Source organism: Microbacterium sp. CFH 31415 (genome assembly GCF_022538185.1).
Taxonomy (GTDB): domain Bacteria; phylum Actinomycetota; class Actinomycetes; order Actinomycetales; family Microbacteriaceae; genus Microbacterium.
In genome coordinates, this window is sequence record NZ_JAKYXC010000003.1 from 364,527 (window position 1) to 384,997 (window position 20,471).

Annotated in this window: 14 protein-coding genes; 9 read left to right on the plus strand and 5 right to left on the minus strand. The window is 72.9% G+C overall.

Annotation, left to right across the window (positions count from 1 at the left end):
- Positions 1–13: 13 nt before the first annotated feature.
- From MK786_RS05770 to MK786_RS05790, 5 genes are all read right to left on the minus strand, one after another.
- Positions 14–2,944: an aminotransferase gene (locus MK786_RS05770; protein ID WP_241111272.1), complete on the minus strand. Its 2,931-nt coding sequence runs from the start codon at positions 2,942–2,944 to the stop codon at positions 14–16.
- Between the two features lie 63 nt (positions 2,945–3,007).
- Complete coding sequence (locus MK786_RS05775; RefSeq protein ID WP_241111273.1) at positions 3,008–3,379, minus strand: VOC family protein; 372 nt, start codon at positions 3,377–3,379, stop codon at positions 3,008–3,010.
- 92 nt (positions 3,380–3,471) lie between these two features.
- Positions 3,472–5,784, minus strand: coding sequence for a LuxR C-terminal-related transcriptional regulator (locus MK786_RS05780; protein WP_241111274.1), 2,313 nt, complete (start codon positions 5,782–5,784; stop codon positions 3,472–3,474).
- Positions 5,785–5,882: 98 nt separating this feature from the next.
- Positions 5,883–6,062 carry a hypothetical protein gene (locus MK786_RS05785; RefSeq protein WP_241111275.1) on the minus strand — a complete coding sequence of 60 codons (180 nt, stop codon included), beginning with the start codon at positions 6,060–6,062 and terminating at the stop codon, positions 5,883–5,885.
- A gap of 27 nt (positions 6,063–6,089) precedes the next feature.
- Entirely contained in the window at positions 6,090–6,926 is an 837-nt protein-coding gene (locus MK786_RS05790) for a class I SAM-dependent methyltransferase (RefSeq protein WP_241111276.1), read from the minus strand.
- 216 nt (positions 6,927–7,142) lie between these two features.
- Between MK786_RS05790 and MK786_RS05795 the strand changes: the two genes are divergently transcribed.
- The 9 genes from MK786_RS05795 to MK786_RS05835 all read left to right on the plus strand — a co-directional run bounded on the left by MK786_RS05795 (position 7,143) and on the right by MK786_RS05835 (position 20,304).
- Positions 7,143–9,713 (plus strand): ATP-dependent Clp protease ATP-binding subunit, encoded by a 2,571-nt coding sequence (locus MK786_RS05795; RefSeq protein ID WP_241111277.1) that lies wholly within the window; start codon positions 7,143–7,145, stop codon positions 9,711–9,713.
- A gap of 307 nt (positions 9,714–10,020) precedes the next feature.
- Positions 10,021–10,896, plus strand: a complete 876-nt coding sequence (locus tag MK786_RS05800) for an LLM class flavin-dependent oxidoreductase (protein ID WP_241111278.1) — start codon at positions 10,021–10,023, stop codon at positions 10,894–10,896.
- Complete coding sequence (locus tag MK786_RS05805; protein WP_241111279.1) at positions 10,893–11,672, plus strand: LLM class flavin-dependent oxidoreductase; 780 nt, start codon at positions 10,893–10,895, stop codon at positions 11,670–11,672. Before MK786_RS05800 ends, MK786_RS05805 begins: the two co-directional genes overlap by 4 nt.
- A 78-nt stretch (positions 11,673–11,750) precedes the next feature.
- Entirely contained in the window at positions 11,751–12,197 is a 447-nt protein-coding gene (locus MK786_RS05810) for a hypothetical protein (RefSeq protein ID WP_241111280.1), read from the plus strand.
- A complete protein-coding gene (locus MK786_RS05815) occupies positions 12,194–13,216 on the plus strand; it encodes an epimerase (RefSeq protein WP_241111281.1) in 1,023 nt (340 codons plus the stop codon). The genes MK786_RS05810 and MK786_RS05815 overlap by 4 nt, the downstream gene beginning before the upstream one ends.
- Positions 13,217–13,242: 26 nt before the next feature.
- A complete protein-coding gene (locus MK786_RS05820; RefSeq protein ID WP_241111282.1) occupies positions 13,243–15,924 on the plus strand; it encodes an FtsX-like permease family protein in 2,682 nt (893 codons plus the stop codon).
- Positions 15,921–18,644: an FtsX-like permease family protein gene (locus tag MK786_RS05825; protein WP_241111283.1), complete on the plus strand. Its 2,724-nt coding sequence runs from the start codon at positions 15,921–15,923 to the stop codon at positions 18,642–18,644. The genes MK786_RS05820 and MK786_RS05825 overlap by 4 nt, the downstream gene beginning before the upstream one ends.
- Positions 18,644–19,606 (plus strand): ABC transporter ATP-binding protein, encoded by a 963-nt coding sequence (locus MK786_RS05830; protein WP_241111284.1) that lies wholly within the window; start codon positions 18,644–18,646, stop codon positions 19,604–19,606. The genes MK786_RS05825 and MK786_RS05830 overlap by 1 nt, the downstream gene beginning before the upstream one ends.
- Entirely contained in the window at positions 19,603–20,304 is a 702-nt protein-coding gene (locus MK786_RS05835) for an ABC transporter ATP-binding protein (RefSeq protein ID WP_241111285.1), read from the plus strand. The genes MK786_RS05830 and MK786_RS05835 overlap by 4 nt, the downstream gene beginning before the upstream one ends.
- Positions 20,305–20,471: the final 167 nt, after the last annotated feature.

Below are 20,471 nucleotides of genomic sequence, written 5' to 3' on the forward strand. Positions count from 1 at the left end.
CCCATCCGTGCGCTCACCAGCCTGTCGTGAGCACCCGGTCGAGCGCCGCGACCACGGCGTCTGCGCTCTCGCGTGAGAAGCACATCGGCGGCTTGAGCTTCAGGATGTTCTGGTGGTCGCCCGTCGGCTGGGCGATCACGCCGAGCTCGCGCAGCCGGGCGCAGATCGCGGCGGTCTCGGCCGTCGCGGGCTCCCACGTGGCCCGGTCGCGCACGAACTCCGGGCCGAGGTAGAAGCCCGAGCCGTGGACGGCGGCGAGGAGCGGATGCCGCTGCCCGAGCTCTTCGAGTCGTGCCTTGAGGTACCCGCCGACTTCGCGCGCGTTCTCCTGCAGTCGCTCGTCGCGAATGATGTCGAGCACCGCGAGCCCGACCGCGCTCGACACCGGACTGCCGCCCGCCGACGAGAAGAAGTAGCCGCCCTCGCGGTAGCGCTCGGCGATCTCGCGGGTGGTGACGACGGCGCCGAGCGGATGCCCGCTCCCCATCGCCTTGGCGACGGTCACGATGTCGGGCACCACGCCCTGCTGCTCGAAGCCCCAGAACCAGGTGCCCATACGTCCGTAGCCCACTTGAACCTCGTCGGCGATCGCGAGCCCGCCGTGCGCCCGCACCGCTGCGTAGACGGCGTCGAGGTAGCCGTCGGGAAGCGCGACGCCGCCGGCGTTGCCGAAGATCGGCTCGGCGATGAACGCGCCGACCGGGGTGCCCTCGGCTGCGAGCCGCTCAACCTCGGCGACGGCGCCGTCCGCGTACCGCGCCGGCGAGGCACCGCGGTGGCCGTAGGGCGCCGGCACGGTGTGCACCCACTCCGGGCGGGTCTCGAGCGCGGCGGGGTTGTCGGCGACCGACGTCGACACCGCATCCGACAGATAGGTCCACCCGTGGTACGCCTCGCGCACTGCCAGCACGTCGCGTCGCCCCGACCACGCCTGCCCCAGACGCAGCGCGAGATCGACGGCCTCGGACCCGCTGTTCACGAGGAAGACGGTGTCGAGCGGCTCGGGCAGCAGCGCCGCCAGCCGCTCCGAGAACTCGACCACGGCGGGGTAGTGGAACCGCGAGTTCGTGTTCAGCAGCCGCCACTGCGAGGCGACGGCATCGACGAGTCTCGGGTGCGCGTGCCCGACCGACGTGACGTTGTTGAGCGTGTCGAGGTAGACGCGGCCGTCGGCGTCGACGAGGTGCTCGCGCCAGCCGCGCACCATCACGGGCGGGTCGTCGAAATAGTGCTCCTGCACGTCGGCGAAGACGGCGTCGCGGCGAGCGAGCAGCGCGGCCGCATCGGCGGCGCCGGAAGAAGAAGATGCGGGATGCCCCGGCACGAGCGGGCTCGGATCGGCGACCACCGCCCGCCAGGCGCCGGCGAGGCCGCGAGGCGCGAAGCGCGGTGCGTCGGCGCCGACGCCGGCGCGCACGATCTGCACCCACAGCGTCTCGTCCGCCTCGCCGAGCAGGTCGCCGGCCTCGACGGCGGTGCCGTCGGCGAGCGCGGTGCGCATGCCGTCCAGCCGGAGGGTCCAGTCGCCGGTGCCGACGAGCACGCCGGTCGACGTCAGTGCGACGACGCCGGCCCAGGGCGCCGCGAGCGGCTGCCGGTCGGCGAACCGCAGCTCGACGCCGAGTGCGACGTTGTGCGGCTCATCGGGATCGAGGGGCCGGGAGCGGGTGAGCCGGGCCTCGCCGAACCTCGCCGCGACGACGCGGGCATGGCCGAGGCATCCGCTCATCACGTCGTGCTCGGCGGATGCCGTCAGCCAGCGCCCCTCGTGCAGGTGAGGGCTCGTCGGCGACAGGTCGGCCACGACGACGTCGTCGGCGGTCAGCCACGGCAGGAGCGGCTGCGCCGGCGGGAGCACAGGCTCGGGGGCGGCCTGCCCGAGCGCCTGCAGGACGAGGGCGCTCGCGACGTCGAGCGGCACCGACGTCGCCGCGTCGAAGATCGCACGCTCGTGCAGGAGGTTTCCGGCCGCGTAGGCGTTGGCGGGGTCGGTCGCGAGCACGTGATGGGCACTCGCGACGAGCGTCGCCGCGCGCACGACGACCAGTGGCCACAGCGCACGGAGTTCCTGCGGGCTGAGCGGCCGGACGTGGTGGTAGGCCGTCACCGTGCGCATCGCGGCGGGGAGGTCGACGCCGTCGTGATGGAGCAGCGACGAGACGGTGATGGCCAGCTCGCCGACGGCCCAGGTGCGGTTGAGGTCGCCCAGGTCGATCACGCCGTCGGGCAGGCCGGTGACGCGGTCGGCGGTCACCACGTTGTCGTCGGTGAGGTCGCCGTGAATGAACTGCACCGGCAGTTCCGCTGCGACGGCATCGACCTCGGCCCACGCCGCAGCGGAGGCTTCCGCGAGCCGTTCGCGGAGCGCGGCGTCGCCGACGAACGGCAGCAGCTCGGCGAGCGCGCCCGGCGCCTGTCGGAGGTCCCACTGGTGACTGCGCTCCGCGGCGGGGGCGTCGAGGTCTTCCAGGGCGAGGGCGACGCGCGCGGCCAACGTGCCCAGTGCGGCGACGGCCGCGCGCGAGAGATGGCCGGTGAGGGTCGCGCCCTCGAGGAACTCGAGCACGCGCGCCTGCATCTCGACGCCGCCGACCGTCACAGGCCGGACCGTCGCCCCGCCCGCGACGAGCGCACGGGGGGCGCGGCATCCTGCCCGCTCCGCGATGCGCAAAGCAGCCGCCGACTGCGCCTCCAGCTCGACCGCGGTCACGCTGGGATTCGCGATCTTCAGCAGCAGCGGGGGCGCATCGACGCGCTCGAGAAGGAAGTTGCGATCCTGGTGGCTGCCCAATGCGCGCGCAGACGCCTCGATGTCCCAGACGTCGCGCGCCAGCCGCGCGGCGAGCGCGTCGGAGATGTCGGGCGGAGCGGGCTGGGTCAGGGTGCCCGGGCTGTGGTCGGGGCCTGGTCTCTTGTCAGGGCTCGCGCTCGGGTCGGCGCTCATCTCGTGCTCCTCGCTGGGATCTGGCACGAGGCTACCCGTGGAGCGCGAGCCGTGACGAGCAGATCAGGAGCGGCTCGGCAGCTGCTGCAGCGTCCAGGCGTTGCCATCGGGGTCGGCGAACGTCACGAACCTGCCCCACGCCTGCTCGTCCACGCCCTGCGCGTCGACACCCCGTTCGCGGAGGTGTGCGAGCGCCTCGTCGGCGTCGGGCACGACCACCTGGATCGTGTCTTGCTGACCGGGCTGAAGTGTGCCGCCCAGGCCGGTGCCGAACGCGATCGAGCACGCCGAGCCCGGCGGCGTCAGCTGCACGAACCGCAGCCCTTCGAAAGGGGTCTGGTCGTGATCGAGGTGGAACCCGATGCCGACATAGAAGTCGCGGGCCCGGTCGACGTCGGAGACGGGCACGTGGATGAGTTCGATCTTCCAGTCCATGCTGGATCCTCTCTCTCCGCCGGAAGGCGCGGCGCCCGCCGACTGCCCTCACGCTACGCCCGGGTTCGGACACGCCCGCGGCGCCCGCGGCGTCAGGCGCGAGCGCTCTCCCCGAGGAAGGCGCCCAGCTGATCAGGCGGGCACGCGGCGACCGCGGCGCTGCGTCCGGCGAGGCCGGCGAGCGTGTCGAGCGCAGCCAGCACCGCGCCGTCGTCACCGGCGTCGCGGTGCGCCGTGACGAGTCCCTCGACGGCCGCGATCTGCCGTGCCCGGTCGCCGGCCGCGGTCGCGATCGCCGAGGCCTCACGCAGCGCGGCCACGCGACCGGCCGGATCGGCGGCGCGGTTGGCGCGCAGCATCAGGACGCGGTGGACGCACCGCAGATCGCCCAAGTGGCGGAACGACGCCAGCAGCTCGTCGAGTTCGCCGCTCTCGTCCAGTCCGAGAGTCGCCTGCACCAGCCGGCCGTGCGCAAGTTCGTGCTCGTTCGCGGTCGATTCGGAGTAGGCGACGCACTCGGCGGCCCAGCGGGCGGCGCGCTCGGAATCGTAGCCGGACTCGGCGGCGGTCAGGGCCATCATGAACCGCACATTGTTCACGTGGGTCTCGTCGCCTGCGCGCGCGTACGCTCGCATCGCGCCTTCGAAAGCCTCGACGGCGTCGGCGACGTCGCTGCCCCGCCCCTCCTGCACGGCGATGCTGCGGAGCGCGACACCGCGGAACTGGCGTGCGGCCGCGGCATCCCACGGGTTATCGTGCTCGATCGCGAGACGCTCGGCGGTGTCGAGGTGAGGGAGGGCGGCGGCGGGGTCCGACCCGTAGGCTGCAGCGAGCCCGGCGAGCTGGTGGGCGGCGCGCAGCTCGTGCGGATCGGCGGGATCGGCGGCGGCGAGAGCGCGCCCGGCGAGCCTGCCCACCACCTCGATGTCGAAGAACGCGAGGGCGTTGCCCAGCACGAGCAGCTGCGACGGCGTGGCGCGTTCGAGCAGCCAGTCGTCGTGCGCGCCGAGCGCCAGAGCCTCGACGCTGTCGGCATCCGATCCGTACTGCTCCACGCCGACGGCGAGCAGCGCCGACAGCCGGACGGCCACCGGGTCGCGCTCCGCGAGCGACCAGCGCAGTGCGGCGTTCACCTCGGGGCACAGCATGACCGAGAGTCCCATCGCCTCTTTGCTCGCATCGGTGCGTGCCCGCGCGATGAAGCCCTCCGACACGATCGTCACCATCTCGGCGTGCCGCTGGAGCACATCGCGCACCACCTCCGGATCGGTGCGCGCGAGCACGAACTCGCGCATCACCGCGAGCAGGCGCCAGCGACCGCCGTCGCCGAAGGCGGGAACGAGCAGCGACCGGTCGAGCAGGCGCAGCACGACGCGTTCGGCGCCTTCGTGGCTGACCGCGACCGCGAGGTCGATGTCGAAGGTGCGGGGGAGCGCGGCGAGCCGTTGCAGCACTTCGCGCTCCTCGTCGTCGAGCAGGTGCCAGGTCCACTCGAACGCCGTCTCGAGACTGCGGTGCCGACCCTCCGGCGTCGCACGGTCGAGCATCGCGAAGTCGCGGTCGAGGCGTGCGGACAGTTCGGCGAGGGGCAGGTGGCGTGCGGCGGAGGCGGCGAGCTCCAGCGCGAGCGGGAGTCCGTCGAGTCGGGTCGCGATGTGGTCGACGAACGGCTCGTCCTCCACTGAGGGCGAGTGCCCGTGGGCCGACAGCCGGTCGCGCAGGAGTGCGCTCGCGGGCGCGTCGACGCCGTCGGCGGCCAGCGGGGGCACCAGGTGGACGTGCTCGTCTTCACCCCCGAGCGGGGTCTGCGAGGTGACGAGCACCTTGAGCCCGGGCGCGAGCGGGCGCAGCCGGGCGATCATCGAGCGCGTCGCCGGCCCGACATGGTCGGCGTTGTCGAGCACGAGCAGGTAGGGCTGCGCGGCCAGGGCGATGCCGACCGAGGCGAGGAGGTCCTCGTGGGGGGATGCCTCCAGCCCGAGCACCCTCGAGATGCGGTTGACGACGTCGCCCGCGGTGGCGTGCTCGAACTCGACGATGACGGGGGTGCGCGCATCCTGCGCCTTGGCGAACTCGAGCGCGAGGCGGGTCTTGCCCACGCCGCCCGGGCCGACGAGGGTCAGCAGGTCGCCTGCTCGGACGGCCCCCTCCAGCTCGGCGATGTCGCGGCCCCGACCGCGGAACGGATTCGCGGGCACGCGCACGGAGGCATCCCGCAGCTCTCGCGCGGCCGCGACCAGGTCGCCGCGGCTCTCGGCCTCGAGCTTGCGGCGCAGGCTTGCGATGTGGCTCTCGACGGTGCGCACCGAGATGAACAACTCCGAGGCGATCTCGGGGTTGGTGAGCCGTCGCTCCACGGCGGCGAGGACCGCGCTCTCGCGCGGCGTCAGGGGCGGCCCCAGCACGCGCCCAGTGTACTCACGGGCGGGCGCTCGCGGCACCGATCGGAGGGAGCGCTCCGCCGGCAGCGCGCGGAGACGTGCTGCCGGCGGAGCAGGTGCGCTCACGCGCGACGCGGGAGGAGTCGGAACAGGATGCCGCCGGGCGCCTTCGAGGTGCGCGCCGAGACGACCGGAGGCTCGATGTCGGCGCGCTCGCGGGCGCGACGCAGGAGTTCGAGCTCGCGGATCAGCTCGTTCTGGGCCATCCCATGCAGGGCATAGGCATCGTGGGCGTGCACCACAGCCGCCTCCTCTCGGTCGTGCGGCGGTCAGCGGACCGTCGCGGTGAACAGCAGGAACTCGGAGTCGATGACTCCATCGCGCGCGATGGCGCGGTCGCCGAGGCCGCGCAGGGCCTCGTCGATCGCCGCAACCGCGGCCGCATCGTCGGCATTGCGGTTGTAGACCGCGATCGTCGGTCCGTAGTGCGACGCGAAGTAGGCGCGGAACTCCTCGCCCGTCGCGAATCGGTCGAACCGCACGCTCTCGCGCACCGCGCGCACGTCGGTGACGCGATCGCCGAAAAGCTCGCGCACGTGCGCCTCGTCGCCCCACAGCGGCGCCGGCTGTGCGCCCGCGGGAAGCGGTGCGTTGAACGGCTTGAGCGCGGCGAAGAGCTGGCCGATGAAGCCCTGCGGCGTCCAGCTGATGAGCCCGATCCGCCCGCCGGGCCGAACGACGCGGGTGATCTCGCCGGCGCTGCGCTCGTGGTGCGGCGCGAACATCACGCCGACCGTCGAGATCGCGACGTCGAACTCGTCCTCGCCGAAGGGCAGCACCTCGGCGTCCGCCGGCCGCCACTCGAGCTCTACGCCCGCCTCCTGCGCGCGGCGGTGGCCGTCGCCGAACAGCTCGGGCGTGAGGTCGGTCGCGACGACGTCGGCCCCGCGCTGTGCGGCGGGGATCGCCGCGTTGCCGCTTCCGGCCGCGATGTCGATCACGCGCTCTCCGGGGCGCACGTCCACGGCCTCGACCACTCGTGGGCCGAGCGACCAGATGAGGTCGTGGGCGAGCGTCGGGTAATCGCCCGACGCCCACATCGCGCGGTGCTTGGCCTTGAGGGCCTGATCGGCCTCGTCGATCGCGATCGTGTTCAGATCCGTCATGATGTGTCCTTCTCCTTCTGGTTCTGTGGACGCATCCCAGGGTTCTCGGGATGCGCCTCAGCCACATCCGTGCCGTGCACGGAAATCGGCACCGGGACTGAAGAGCGAGGACGGCGTCGGGGAATACACGACCCCTGCATGCCCTTGAAGTTGATACGACTGTGCTCAAGTTCGTAAACTTGACAGCACTTCCCTCAACTTTCAGGAGATACCGGAATGCCCGAAGACTTCACCCCGTCCACCGGCGCCGACGACAACAGCAGCTCGTTCGACGAGTTCCTGGCGCGGTACCTGGCAGGGGAGCGCGCCCGCGCTGAGCGGTCCATCGACCTCAGCCGGTTCCTCGGCGCACGCACCCAGGAGCTGCTCCAGCGCGCTGGCCGGTTCGCGCTCGGACGCGGCCAGCGCGAGCTCGACGCGCTGCATGTGCTTCGCGTCCTCATCGACGAGGCGCCCGCGCGTGACGCCGTCCAGCAGATCGGGGCGGACCCGCGCGCGATCCTCCGCGCGACCGAGGAGCGCCTGCCCGCCGCGAGCACCCCGGCCGACGTCGACGGCGCCGTCATTACGCCGTCGGTGCAGCGCGCGCTGTTCCACGCCTTCCAGGTGGCCCGCTCGTCGGGCTCGACCTACGTCGATCCCGAGCACCTGTTCTTCGCCCTCGTGCTCGCTCAGGACACGCCCGCGGGGCAGGTGCTGGCTGGCGCCGGCGTCACCGCCGAGGCCCTCACGCAGGGCCTGCGCGAGACCGTGACCACGGGCGCGGCGCCGCTGACGGACGATGAGACGGATGCCGCGGCATCCGACACTCCGATGCTCGACACGTACGGCACGGACCTCACCGCGCAGGCTGCGGCCGGAGAACTCGATCCCGTCATCGGGCGCGCCGACGAGATCGAGCAGACCATCGAGATCCTGAGCCGGCGCACCAAGAACAACCCGGTGCTCGTCGGCGAGGCCGGCGTCGGCAAGACCGCCATCGTCGAGGGCCTCGCGCAGGCGATCGTTCAAGGCGGAGTGCCCGAGCAGCTGCTCGGCAAGCGCGTTCTCGCGCTCGACCTGCCCGCGATGCTCGCCGGCACGCGCTACCGCGGCGACTTCGAGGAGCGCCTCACCAAGACCATGGATGAGATCGCCGCCCACAAGGGCGAGCTCATCGTGTTCATCGACGAGGTGCACACGGTCGTCGGCGCGGGCGGCGCGGGCGACGGTGGCATGGACGCCGGCAACATCCTCAAGCCCCGCCTCGCGCGCGGCGAGCTGCACCTCGTCGGCGCGACCACGCTCAAGGAGTACCGCGTGATCGAGAAGGATCCCGCGCTCGAGCGCCGGTTCCAGCCTGTGCGCGTCGGCGAGCCCTCGATCGAGGACGCCGTGCTCATCCTGCGCGGCCTGCAGCCGGCGTACGAGGAGCACCACGGCATCGCGTACACCGACGAGGCGATCCGCGCGGCCGTCGAGCTCAGCGACCGGTACCTCACCGAGCGGGTGCTGCCCGACAAGGCGATCGACCTGATCGATCAGGCCGGCGCGCGGCTTCGCCTGCGCCTGGGGGCGAAGGTCGACGTCAGCGCGCTGATGACCGAGCTGGCCACCCTCGAGGCCGACAAGAACGCGGCGGTGTCGGCCGAGCACTACGAGGAGGCCTCGCGCATCCGCGACCGCATCGCGGCTGTGCAGGCCAGGCTCGACGACGTCACGGCCACCGGAGCCGCTGCTCGCGACGAGGCTGTGGTCGGCGAGCCCGAGATCGCCGCGGTGATCAGCCGTGCCACCGGCATCCCGGTCAACCGCCTCACCGAGTCCGAGCGCGAGCGTCTCGCCGTGCTCGAGGACGAGCTGCACGATCGCGTGATCGGCCAGGACGACGCCGTCGCCGCGGTCGCCAAGGCGGTGCGCCGCAACCGCACCGGCATGGGCGACGCCCGGCGGCCCGTGGGCTCGTTCCTCTTCCTCGGTCCGACCGGCGTCGGCAAGACCGAGCTCGCGAAGGCGCTCGCCGCGTCGCTGTTCGACGACGAGGGAGCGGTGATCCGCTTCGACATGAGCGAGTTCGGCGAGCGGCACACCGTGTCGCGCCTGGTGGGAGCCCCTCCGGGATACGTCGGCTACGACGAGGCGGGCCAGCTCACCGAGCGCGTGCGCCGCAATCCGTACGCGATCGTGCTGTTCGACGAGATCGAGAAGGCGCACCCCGACGTGTTCAACCTGCTGCTGCAGGTGCTCGACGACGGCCGCCTGACCGACGGCCAGGGGCGCACGGTCGACTTCCGCAACACGGTAGTCGTGATGACGTCGAACCTGGGCTCGGAGTTTCTCGCCTCGCGTGGCGGCGCGATCGGCTTCATCGCCGACGGCGGGGGATCGACGGGCTTCGGCTCGGAGAAGGACCTGCGCGACCGCGTCATGGGGCGTCTGCGCGAGGCCATGCGGCCGGAGTTCCTCAACCGCATCGACGAGATCGTGCTGTTCCGCAAGCTCGACCAGCCGCGGCTGCGCCAGATCGTCGGGCTCCTGCTCCGCGCGTCGGAGGCCCGGCTCGCCAAGCGCGAGGTGGGGCTGGTCGTCACGGACGCGGCGACCGACTGGATCGCCGAGCACGGATACGAGCCCGAGTACGGCGCGCGTCCGCTGCGCCGCCTGATCCAGCGCGAGGTCGACGACCGCATCGCCGACCTGTTCGTGACGGGTGCGCTCGTCGACGGCGGATCGGTGACGGTGGATGCCGCGGCCGGCGAGCTCACCGTGCGCGCCGAGGCTCCCGCGGCCATCGCTGCCGCGGCCTGACGCACACCCATCCTTCGATGGCCGCGGGCCCGAGCCCCTCTGTTCACCTGGTGCCCCCGACCCCCTTTGCTCACCTGTCGCGAAGTGCCGGGTTCGCCCGCACTTCGTGACAGGTGAGTGTCCCCCGCTGACGGGCGCCATCTCCACCTCTGCTCGCCTGTCGCGAAGTGCCGGGCTCCATGGCACTTCGTGACGGGCGAGCATCACCACCGACGGGCGAGCATCACCACCGACGGGCGAGCATCACCACCGACGGGCGAGCGGCCCGCGACAGGAGAGCGTCGCCGGGGCATGCCAGGGTGGAGGAATGGCACGCATCGGCGCGATCTTCAACCCGTACACGCACGCACCCGAGGAGTTCCGCGAGGCGGTGGCCGTCGCCGAGCGCGAAGGGCTGCCCGAACTGTGGATCTGGGAGGACTGCTTCCGCACCTCGGCGTTCGCGACGGCCGCCGCCGCCCTCGCCTGGACCAAGCAGCTGCGCCTCGGCATCGGCATCTCGCCCATGCCGCTGCGCAACGTCGCCGCCACGGCGATGGAGATCGCGACCGTCGAGCGACTCTTCCCCGGCCGTCTCCTTCCCGGCGTCGGGCACGGCGTGCTGCCGTGGATGGGCCAGGTGGGCGCGCGCGTCGCCTCGCCCCTGACCCTCATGCGCGAGTACGTGCCTGCCCTGCGGTCCCTGCTGGCGGGCGAGCAGGTCGACACCGCGGGCCGCTATGTCACCCTCGACGCCGTCCGGCTCGACACGCCGCCCGCGACGGCGCCGCTCGTGTACGCGGCGGCCGAAGGGCCCAAGACGCTGCAGCTGTGCGGCGAGGTGGCCGACGGCGTCGTGCTGGACAGCAACCACACGCCGACCGAGGTGCGCGCCTCGGTCGACACGATCCGCGGTGCGCGCGTCGCCGCGGGTCGGGAGGGCGACCACGACGTCGTCGCCTTCGTGATCGCCGCCTTCGGCCCCGACGCCGAGTCACGGGCGCTCGCCGACGTCGGCGACAAGCCCGATCCGCACCAGCGCGCGGTGTGGGGCGATCCGGCCGAGGTCGCCACGGCGCTCGACCCGTTCTTCGACGCGGGGGTCGACGACGTCGTGCTGCTTCCGGCCTCGCGCGTCGATGCGGCCGCGTACTATGCGTCGGCTGCCGAGGTGTCGCGCCTCGTCGCGGAGCGCACGGCATGACCGGCACCGGCGCTCTGTCGATCGGCGTCGCCGCCGCCATCGGACCCGAGCTCGCCGCACGCCTGGCCCCGGCGATCGAGGCCGCCGGGTTCCATGCCCTGTGGGTCAACGACACCCCGGGCAGCGATGCGCTCGCGGTGCTCGCGGCCGCCGCGCGCCAGACCGAGTCCCTCGTGCTCGCGACCGGTGTCGTCCCGGTCGACCGGCGTCCGCCGGCCGAGATCCTCGATCGCGTGTCGGCGCTCGCGCTGCCGGAAGACAGGCTCCTGCTCGGCATCGGCTCCGGCGGTCGCCGCGAAGGAGCGCTGGCGCTGGTGGCGGATGCCGCTGCTGCACTCCGGGCGGGATCGTCGGCGCGCGTCGTGGTCGGCGCGCTCGGCCCGAAGATGCGGCGGCTCGGGGCCGCGGCATCCGATGGTCTTCTTCTGAGCTGGCTGACGCCCGACGTCGCCGCACGGCAGACCGACGCCGCCCATGAGGTCGCCGCCGACGCCCACGTCGCGGTCTATGTGCGCACCGCGCTCGACGCCGATGCCGTGCCGCGGCTCGAGCGCGAGGCTGCCGCTTATGCGTCGTACCCGGCGTACGCCGCGAACTTCGCCCGACTGGGCATCGGGGCGATCGACACCGTGATCCGACCCGATCAGGGCGCGCGGATCGCCGCGTACCAGGCGTCGGCCGACGAGGTCGTGCTGCGCGCGATCACCGCCGGCGAGACCGCCGACGACTACCTGCGCTTCGTCGACGCGGCGCGGGCGGCCGCCGCGGCCCCATGACCGCGGCGCCCGCCCGCTGACGGGTCAGCGACCGAAGAACCGCGGTCGTCGAGGCGACGGGATGCCAGACTGGGCGCGATGACCGCTCGATCCGCGACCCGCACCGACTCCGTACCGAAAGGCGTGGCGCGCGCCGTGCTCGCGGCTCTGCTGCTCATCGCCGGCGCTTCCCACCTCACCTGGGGGCGCCGCGGCTACCGCATCGTGGTGCCCGACTGGGCGACGGCGCTGCTGCGCACCGACAAGGACGCGATCGTGGTGGCATCCGGCGCGGTCGAACTGATGCTGGGGGGCGCGCTTCTCGCACTTCCGCGCGCGCGCGGGCGCATCGGCTGGACCGTCGCGGTCTTCTTCATCGCCGTCTTCCCGGGGAACGTGCATCAGTGGCGAACGCGCCGCGATGCCCCTCTGATGCGCACCGACCGGGCGCGGTTCGTACGCCTGCTCCTTCAGCCCGTTCTCGTGGCCTGGGCGCTGTGGAGCACGTGGCCGGAGCGTCGAGCGGGAAGGACGGCCGCGCGGTGACCCGCCCCGTCGCCGTGATCGCCGGCGCCTCCGGCTTCGTGGGCGGTGCGCTGCGGACCGCGCTCGCCGACGAGGGCTACGACATCCGGCTGGTCGGCCGCAGCGGACCGGATGGGCGCTGGTCGGATCCTGAGAGCCTGCGGCAGGTCGTCGACGGAGCCGACCTGCTGGTCAATCTCGCCGGCAAGTCGGTGAACTGCCGCTACACCGATGCGAACCGCGACGAGATCCTGCGATCCCGTGTCGAGACGACCCGCCTCCTGCGGGAAGCGGTGACGGATGCCGCGGCCCCGCCTGCGCTGTGGCTGAACGCGAGCACCGCCACCATCTACCGCTACGCGATGGACCGCCCGCAGACGGAGGCGGAGGGCGAGCTCGGGTCGGGCTTCTCGGTCGACGTCGCCCGCACGTGGGAGGAGGAGTTCTTCGCCGGCGACCTTCCCGCCACGCGACGCGCGTCGTTGCGCATGGCCATCGTCCTCGGCGACGGACCCGCGACCCGGCTGCTCGTGGGGCTGGCCCGCCTCGGCCTGGGCGGCCCGCAGTACGACGGGCGCTGGTTCCCGCACCGCCGCTATCGCGGCATCGGCCCGCACCCGACGGGCGACGGCCGGGCGCCGTCGCATCGCTCGCATGGGCGACAGCGCTTCAGCTGGATCCACATCGACGACGTCATCGGGAGTGTGCGCTTCATCCGCGACCACCCCGAGATCGCGGGGCCGGTGAATCTCGCGGCACCCGATCCGATCGACAACACCACGCTGATGGAGACGCTGCGTCGCCTGGTCGGCGCGCCCGTCGGCCTGCCCGCCTGGCGCTTCATGATCGAACCCGCGATGTGGGTGCTGCGCACCGAACCGGAGCTCGTGCTGAAGAGCCGCTGGGTGCTTCCGGGCGTGCTGGAGGATGTCGGATACCGCTTCGCGCATGCCGAGGCCGGTCTCGCCCTCGCGGACGTCGTCGGGCGCCTCTCCCCGACCCGTGACGGCGCCGCGGAAGCCGCCGCCCGCCTGGGCTAGAGTGCCAGAATGCAAAGGCCGGCCGCGTGATCGGAGGACTCCGCTTCGCCCTGGCCAGGGCGCGCGCCGCAGCGACGCCGCTCCTCACCCTCGGGGTCGTCTCCGCGCTCGCCGCGCTGCTCCTCGTGGCGGTCGTCGCCCTCATCGGCACGGTGGAGACCCGCGAGGCGCGCTCGGCCCTCGCCGCGGCGACGGGTGACCGCGGTCGCATCGTCTTGACCATCGACGCCGGGGTCTCGGCCGACGAGGTCGCCGACGCCGCCGCAGAAGCGGTCGCGGATGCGGGCGCCGCCGGAGCCCTCGTGATCGCCGCCGACGACGGCGCCGTCGTGCTCACGCCCGACCTCGACAGGATCACCGGGGCGCAGGCGGTCGCCCTCGTCGACGGGCTCGCGGGTCTGCGTGACGCCGTCGAGGAAGCGACCGGCGACCGCCCTCAGGAGTCGGGCGGCCTGCGCGACACGCTCGCCGGCGTCGGCGACGGCCTCGAGGCGCGCCGCGGGCCGACCGCGGTCGCACTGGGTCTGCTCGGTCTGCTGACGGCCGTCGTCGTCGGCGCCGTCGCGCTCGAGTCGGTGCGCGCGCGCGAGTCCGAGACCCGGCTGCTGCGCGCGCGTGGTGCGCGCAGGCGCGACCTCGTGTGGCTGGCGGCGCTCGAGTCGGCGATCGTCGCCGTGGCGGGCGGTCTGGCCGGCGCGTTCCTCGGTGTGGTCGTGGCGGGGATCTGGGGTGCCGCGCCCGCGGGTGCACTCGTGCCCCCGGTCGTCGCTGCGACCATCGCAGCGGTGGTCGCGGTAGTCGTGGCGGTGGCCACGGCACGCGGCGCCGAGCGCGGATCGGCACGGGCCCGCGCCGTGGCCGACATCGGGCTCATCGTGCTGCTGGCGGTCGTCACCGCTCTCGCAGTCTGGCAGTTCGTGCAGTCCGGAACCCCGGTCGTCGAGCGAGGCGACGGCGGCTCGACGCTCGATCCGCTCGTGGCGGTCGCTCCCGCGCTGGCTCTCGGACTCGCAGCGCTGATATCCGTGGCCCTCGCGACCCCGATCGCGCGGGCGATCGGCGCGGCCTTCGCGCCCGGTCGGGCGGTGTCGCCGACGACACCGTTGCGGCTCGCGTCCCGCCGCCCGGCGCGCCACGCCCTGTCCATCACGGTCGTCGCGTTCGCGATCGGGACGATCACGGTCGCAGGCGCCTACCACGCCAGCCTCACCGCCCTCGGCGACGCCCCCGAGGCCCTGCGCGTGGGCGCGGACCTCAAGGTCGGCACGATCCCCGAGGACGTGGTGGCAGCGGATGTCGCGGCCGTCGGCGCGCCCGATGCGGCGATGCTCGCACGCCCCATGAGCGCGCAGGGCACCGATCAGCGCATCCCCATCCTCGCTGTCCAGGCGCCACAGCTCGGTGCGGTCATGCTCGACGCGGACGGCACGATCGACCCTGCCGCACTCGGCGCGGAGCTCACGCTCCCCGAGACGAGCGCGGTGCTCGACGGCGACACGTTCACCCTCACTCTCGCGGCGCCCGCAGGTGAGCCCATCGAGTTCGACGGCGAGCTCATCCCGCAGGGGTCTCCGGCCTTCAACGGCCGGGCGACGGTGGTCTCTTCCGCGGGAGCCGTCGCGACGTTCGGCTTCAGCAACGCCGAACTCTCGGTGATCGAGGACGACGACGGCAGCACGTTCACCGACCTGGAAGTGCGCGACGAGGAGACGTACACATTCGAGCTGCCTTCCGGCGACGAGTGGTCGCTCGCGGCCCTCGCGATCGGCTACCACCCGCTCGGCCACGTGCCGGGCGGCGGCGAGATCTCCGAGGTCTCCAGCGGTGGGGTCGCCGTCGACCTGACGGAGTTCCGCCCGGCGGCGGGCACGCCCGGAGTCGTCGACGTCACCGACGCGGGCATCGGGTTCGCACCCGAGGCGAGCGAGGGCCAGCCCTACAGCCAGGCCGTGGCCGCCGGCGTCCCTCCCGCGGTTCCGACGGTCATCACCGCGCAGCTGGCTGCCTCGCTGAGCCTCGAGGTGGGTGACTCGATCGCGCTCGAGGTGATCAAGCCCGAGTTCGAGGCGGACTTCGAGATCGTCGACGTGATCCCGGTGCTCCCCGGATCGACCACCGGCGAGGGCATGCTCGTCGACCTCGGCACCGTCTCGACGGCCAGCCCGTTCGACGTCGTCCCGACGCAGGTGTGGCTGTCCACCGATGACCCCGGGGCGATCGCGGCGGCCGTCTCGGCGGAGTTCCCGCAGACCGTGACGATCGTGGCCGATCCGCGTTCGGCCGAGAACGCCGCGGGCACGGCCGCGGCGTTCTTCCTCGCTGCCGCAGGTGCGGTGGTGCTCGCCGTCGTCGTGCTGGTGCTCCGGCGCACGCGCAGCCGCGCCGATTCGCGCGAGCTCGCCCTCTTCGCCGTGATGGGCCTCGGCCGTCGACGTGCGTCGCGGCTGCGCGCGCAGGAGGACCTGTTCGCGGTGGCGATGGGCGCAGTGGGGGGCATCGCGGCGGGTGCGGCCACGGCATGGCTCATCGTGGCGCCGCTCGTGCGCGCCGCGTACGGCAGCGTGCCGGAGTCCTATCCCATCGTGCTGCGCGCCGACCCGCTCGTGCTGCTCCTGGTGGTCCTCGCCGCCGTCGGCGTCTTCGCGGTCATCGTCGCGACCGTGCGGGCCCCCGCCCGCCTCGCGCCGCTCATGAGGGAGGACGAGTGACCAGGTCGCCCGGACTCTCCGCCCTCACCCGTCGCCGCTTCGCGACGCCTCGCAGCGCAGCCCTCGTCATCATCGCGCTCACCGCCTTCGCGGCCTTCGTGATCGCGGCCGCTCCGCGTGCCCTCGTCGGAGTCGTCCGCGCCGAGGTCGCCCACCAGGTCTCCGACATGCCGGCGATCTCGCGCGACCTGTCGGCGAGTCTCATCGGCTCGCCGGCCCTCGGTTCCGCGAACGATCCCGAGGTGATCGGCGGCTGGGACGAGGGCGCGGAGGACGTGTTCGGCGCGGTCGGCCAGCTGCTCGCCGACAACCGGGGCTCGCTCGAGCCCGCCCTCGCACCGCTCGTCGGCGAGGCACAGTTCGCCGCGTACGCACAGGATCTGCGCGTCGACCCCGAGAACCTTCCCGCGCAGGCGCCCATCTCGATCGTGCAGCTGTTCGCCGAGCCGGCGATGCAGTCGAGTGTCGAGCTGGTCGACGGCGCCTGGCCTGAGCCGTGGACCGGCACGGGGCCCGTGGAGATCGTGCTGAGCGATGCCGCGGCGTCGACGATGCAGTGGCCGGTCGGCGAGGTGCGCAGCGCACCGCCGTCGACCCGGGTCACGTCGGTCGATGACTGGCTCGAGGGAGCGGTCGAGGTCCAGCTCGTCGGCACCGTCACGGCCATCGATCCCGACGCTGATCGATGGGTTCACCTGCCCACCTCGCTCATCGCCACCGTGTTCGACGACGGCAACCGGCGGCCCACCGCCACGTCGGTCGCCTGGGTGCATCCGGAGTCCTGGGCGCAGATCGTCCCCGCCCTGCGCGCGGAGCTTCAGGCGTGGTACCCGGTGGACGGCGGCGCGGCACTCGGGGCCGAGCCGGTCGAGCTGCTCTCCGCGCTGCGTGCGGCGACGTCGACGAGCGTCCCCGTCGACGAGACGGGTCAGCTGCGGGTGCGCTTCCAGAGCGAGGTCGTCGACGTGCTCTCGACCGCGCTCTCGCGGGCGAACTCCGCGAGCGCGATCCTCGCCGTTGCGGCGGTCGGCCCGCTCGCGGTGAGCGTCTCGCTGGTCGTCCTCGCCGCCGCCCTCATGATCCGTCGCCGGCGCGCGGATCTGTCACTCATGTCCGCCCGCGGGGCGCCGCTCGCCCGGCTGCGTCGGCTGCTGTTCGGCGAGGGGCTCATCCTCGGCATCCCCGCTGCGATCCTCGCGGCGGTCGTCGCGATCGCCGTCACCCCCAACGACGCCGGGCCGCTGCCGACGCTCCTCGCTGTCGCCGTCGGCGTGGTGCCGGGCGTCGCGCTCGCCTTCACCCTGCGGCCCGCGCTGCTCGAGCGCGGACGCGCCGACCTCGACGCCCCGGTGCGCAGCAAGGCGGTGCGCATCGCCGAGGCGGTCGTGCTGCTGCTCGCGGCTGTGGCCGTCGTGCAGCTGTTCCTGCGCGGGATCGGATCGGCCACCGACGGGATCGATCCCCTCGTCGTCGCGGCACCGCTTCTGGCCACGGTCGCCGTCGCGCTCGTCGTCGTCCGGCTTCACCCGATCCCGATCGCGGCGGCACTCCGCGTCGCGCGCCGTGGCCGGGGCGTCGTCGGCCTCGTCGGCGCGGCGCGCAACCTGCGCGACTCCGCGGCGGGCACCACGGCCGTCCTCGCGATGCTCGTCGCCGTCGCCATCGCCGTGTTCTCGTCCCTCGTGCTCGCCACCGTCGACCGCGGTGCCGTGGTGGCCGCGCAGCGCGACGTCGGTGGCGACATCCGACTCGCCGGCCCCTACTTCGACGACGACATGATCGACTCCATGCGCGCGGTGGAGGGGGTCGACGATGCCGTCGGCGTCCTGCGTGGCGACTACATCACCGTTGCGGGCCCGGACGGTCGTGAGAGCGTGCAGGTCACGGTGACCGATGTCGACACGCTCGCCGCCGTGCAGCGCGGCATGGTCGGGGCGCTGCCCGCCGGGCTCATCACGCCCGTTTCCGACCCCGTGCAGATCGTCGAGTCGAGCGTGCTCGCCGCCGATCTGGGGGAGGGGCAGACCACGTTCGTGACCTCGCCGGTCGACGTCGTCGGAACGCTCGACCGCGTGCTGGGCGTCACCGGGTCCGAGAAGTTCGTGCTGATGGATCGGGCCGACTACGCAGCCCTCACCGGATTCGGGTTCTTCCCGCGCACGGTGATGATCGACGTGGCACCGGGAGCGGACGCTGCGGCCATTGCCGACGAGCTCGGCGACCTCATCGGGTCGGCGCACTCGACGCGCATCCTCGAGGAGTCGACGGCCGAGATCCAGGCATCCCCGGCGGTCTCCGCCCTGCGGTTCGTGCTGCTGTCGGCGCTCGCCGTCGCGGTGGCGCTGTCGGTCGTCGCTCTCCTGCTCGTCGCAGGGGTCTCGCGTGATGCGCGCTCCCGCGTGATCGCGCTGCTGCGCAGCATGGGTCTCGACCGACCCCGGTCCCGCGGCGTCGTCGCCTGGGAGTTCGTACCGCTCGGCGTCACTGCGCTCGTGGGCGGCGTGGTGCTCGGCGCCGTGCTCCCGCTGCTCGTCGTGACCTCGATCGACCTGCGGCCGTTCACCGGCGGCGGCGGTCAGCCCAGCATCGCCGTCGACCCCGTCCTGAGCGGCACCCTCATCGCCGTCGTGGTGGTCGCGCTCGCCCTCGCCGTGGTCGGCGGTGTGGCGAGCGCGCGCACGACGTCCATGGCGACCGTGCTCCGAACCGAGGAGGACTGATGACCGAACCCGACATCGTGTGCGAAGGACTCGTGAGGATCTTCGCCGTCGCCGACATCGAGGTGCAGGCGCTGCAGGGCCTCGACCTGGTCGTCGACCGCGGCGAGCTCGTCGCCCTCGTCGGCGCGTCCGGCTCGGGGAAGTCGACGCTGCTGTCGATCCTCTCCGCGCTCGATGCTCCCACCGCCGGCTCCGCACGCGTGGCCGGGCGCGACCTGCCGTCGCTCTCGGCGCGCGACCGCGTGACGTACCGGCGCGAGGTGGTCGGCTTCGTCTGGCAGCAGACCGCACGCAACCTCCTGCCCTACCTGTCCGCCCGCGAGAATGTGCAGCTCGCGCGGGCGATCGGCGGCGATCGCAAGCATCCCGAGCGTGCGACCGAGCTGCTCGAGCTCGCCGGCGTGGCCGATGTCGCCGACCGGCGTCCGGCCGAGCTGTCGGGCGGTCAGCAGCAGCGTGTCGCGATCGCCGTCGCTCTGGCCAACGCCCCACGCGTGCTCCTCGCCGATGAGCCGACCGGCGACCTCGACGAGCATGCGTCGGCGGAGGTTCTGTCGACGTTCGAGACGGTCAACCGCGAGCTCGGAACGACCGCGCTCATCGTGACGCACGATCCCGCGGTCTCGGAGCACGTGCAGCGTACGGTGCAGATCCGCGACGGCCGCACGTCCACCGAGGTGCTGCGGTGGACGCACACCGACGACGAGGGCCGGCAGCACGACATGGCCGAGGAATTCGTCGTGCTCGACAAGGTCGGGCGGCTGCAGCTGCCGACCGAGTACATGCACCAGCTGTCGCTGCGCGAGAGGGTGCGCCTCAAGCTCAATCCCGACCACGTCGGCGTGTGGCCGGGCGATGGCCGGCAGACGCCACCCGCGGCGACCCCGGGACCCGCTGACGGCGAGGCGCCCGCGACGCGCCGGAGTCGTCGCGAGGGATCACATCAGGAGGAGGGATCATGAGCGAGCCTGTGCTCGAGGCATCCGATCTGTCGGTCGTGCACCGCACCCCCGCCGGCGACGTGCGCGCGCTGTCGGACGCGTCGCTCGAACTGCATCCGGGTGAGCTCGTCGTGCTCGTGGGACCCTCGGGTGCCGGCAAGACGACTCTGCTCCACGTCCTGGGCGGGATCCAGCCGCCGACCACCGGCCGGGTGCGGGTCGGCGACGTCGTGCTCACGGAGGCACCCGAGAAGCAGGTCGATGCGGTGCGGCGCGACGACATCGGCTACGTCTTCCAATCGTTCGGGCTGATCGGCGCGCTGTCGGCCGAAGAGAACGTCGAGCTGCCGATGCGCATCCGCGGCACCGAGCCGGCCGAGCGGTCGGAGCGTGTCACTCGGCTGCTGGAGCGCGTCGGCCTGGCCGACCACGCCACGCAGCGACCGGCGGAGCTCTCGGGCGGCCAGCAGCAGCGCGTCGGCATCGCGCGCGCCCTGGCCGGCTCTCCGCGCATCGTGCTCGCTGACGAGCCCACCGGTCAGCTCGACTCGCACACCGCGGCGACGATGATCGACCTCATCGCCTCGATCGCGCACGAGGACGGCGTCGCCGTGCTCCTGTCGACCCACGACCCGTCGATCATGCTCCGGGCCGACCGCGTGCTCGAGCTGCACGACGGCGTGCTGCGCGCAGGAGTGGTTCCGGCCGCTGTCGTCTAGGCCGGTCCGCCGGCCGCGGCACCACCGTTGATCGCCGTCGACCGACCGTCGTCGTGCCGGCAACAGAAGATCTGGCGCACGCAGGACATTTCGCGCTCAACTCTCCTGTCTCCGCCAGATCTCCTGTTCTGGGCAACGACGACGGCACCGCCGACATGGTGAAGGGC

Coding starts and splice junctions, on each gene's coding strand:
- MK786_RS05770 (WP_241111272.1), bottom strand. CDS start 2,944: ATGAGCGCCGACCCGAGCGCGAGCCCTGACAAGAGACCAGGCCCCGAC.
- MK786_RS05775 (WP_241111273.1), bottom strand. CDS start 3,379: ATGGACTGGAAGATCGAACTCATCCACGTGCCCGTCTCCGACGTCGAC.
- MK786_RS05790 (WP_241111276.1), bottom strand. CDS start 6,926: ATGACGGATCTGAACACGATCGCGATCGACGAGGCCGATCAGGCCCTC.
- MK786_RS05795 (WP_241111277.1), top strand. CDS start 7,143: ATGCCCGAAGACTTCACCCCGTCCACCGGCGCCGACGACAACAGCAGC.
- MK786_RS05800 (WP_241111278.1), top strand. CDS start 10,021: ATGGCACGCATCGGCGCGATCTTCAACCCGTACACGCACGCACCCGAG.
- MK786_RS05805 (WP_241111279.1), top strand. CDS start 10,893: ATGACCGGCACCGGCGCTCTGTCGATCGGCGTCGCCGCCGCCATCGGA.
- MK786_RS05810 (WP_241111280.1), top strand. CDS start 11,751: ATGACCGCTCGATCCGCGACCCGCACCGACTCCGTACCGAAAGGCGTG.
- MK786_RS05830 (WP_241111284.1), top strand. CDS start 18,644: ATGACCGAACCCGACATCGTGTGCGAAGGACTCGTGAGGATCTTCGCC.
- MK786_RS05835 (WP_241111285.1), top strand. CDS start 19,603: ATGAGCGAGCCTGTGCTCGAGGCATCCGATCTGTCGGTCGTGCACCGC.